The sequence below is a fragment of the Desulfovulcanus sp. genome (assembly GCF_982781345.1).
Genome location: NZ_CEYAEZ010000192.1, coordinates 1 through 1,141 on the forward strand (window position 1 = coordinate 1; position 1,141 = coordinate 1,141).

Annotated in this window: 1 protein-coding gene and 1 pseudogene; both read right to left on the minus strand. The window is 30.5% G+C overall.

Annotated elements, in window-relative coordinates; all coding sequences use genetic code 11:
* A pseudogene (locus AC3WVG_RS12165) lies at nt 1-504 on the minus strand (hypothetical protein); the annotation flags it as partial.
* 24 nt (nt 505-528) lie between these two features.
* Nucleotides 529-1,141 (minus strand): hypothetical protein (locus tag AC3WVG_RS12170; RefSeq protein WP_488798383.1); only part of this gene is annotated, 613 nt, incomplete at its 5' end.

Below are 1,141 nucleotides of genomic sequence, written 5' to 3' on the forward strand. Positions count from 1 at the left end.
TAGACTTGTCTTAATATCTGCAAAACATATTGGACATCTCATATTACATCTATTAGTTACATCAATTATTGCAAGTATCGTACATGATCTATGCATTGGGCATAGACCACAAGCATATGGACATAGACCACTCTTCCTGACATGTTCCCAATCTACATTAGGATTTTCAACACCACTACCAATATACTCACACCTGTCCCACTGAATATAGTAGTAGTATAGCTCTGCATCACCCCAATACATATCTAAAAACATTCCATGCTCAGGACAGCTCTTCTTAATCCATATTGCACCATCGTGTTCATATACTACAGCTTCAACAATTCTCCTACATATTGGACATACACTATTAGTCTTCTTCACAACTCTACATGTTGGAGGAAGATCAAACTTCTCTTTATAATATTCCTGAATTTTAGAATCATTAATAAACTGTAGATACCTCTTAGGAAGATTGAAACGTGAAATATCCACAAGATGAGATTTAGCTTCTAGACTTTCCATTCACATCTAGTCACAATACTACACTTATAAGTTATTACCTCTAGAAAACATGCTAATACTCTCCTCATATCTTCTCCATAAAATACGACTATCAATACTAGACTTAACATGTGACCAAGGTAATTCACTATTAATATCGTATTGAGAAAATACATACTTCTTAAATAAGTCTGAATATTTTCTCAAAATTCTTCTCCAAAGACTTCTAGAGAGATTACTAATTTCTAATCTAGATGCATCAATAATAATTTTTGAAACATCTCTATCACCTAGTGAGAGAAGCATTTGAGCATATGCTAAAAATATGTCATAGGTAGTATATCTACAATTTAAATTCTCTACAAAATATTTAATTCTCTTATCAACAACATCCATATCTAAAGGTTTCATATATTGAAGTGGTGTTTGAGGTTTTCTAATCCAAGGATTTACACTAACATACACATTACCATTAAATATCTTACAAACTTTCCTAACAATATCTACACATTCTCTAATATCATTATCATCTTCATTAGGTATTCCAATTATGAAATATAGTTTAATATGATCAAAACCATATTTTCTAGATAATTCGCATATTTTAAATATTTTATCATTATCAAAATACTTACCTAAGAACATTCTAATTTTCTCA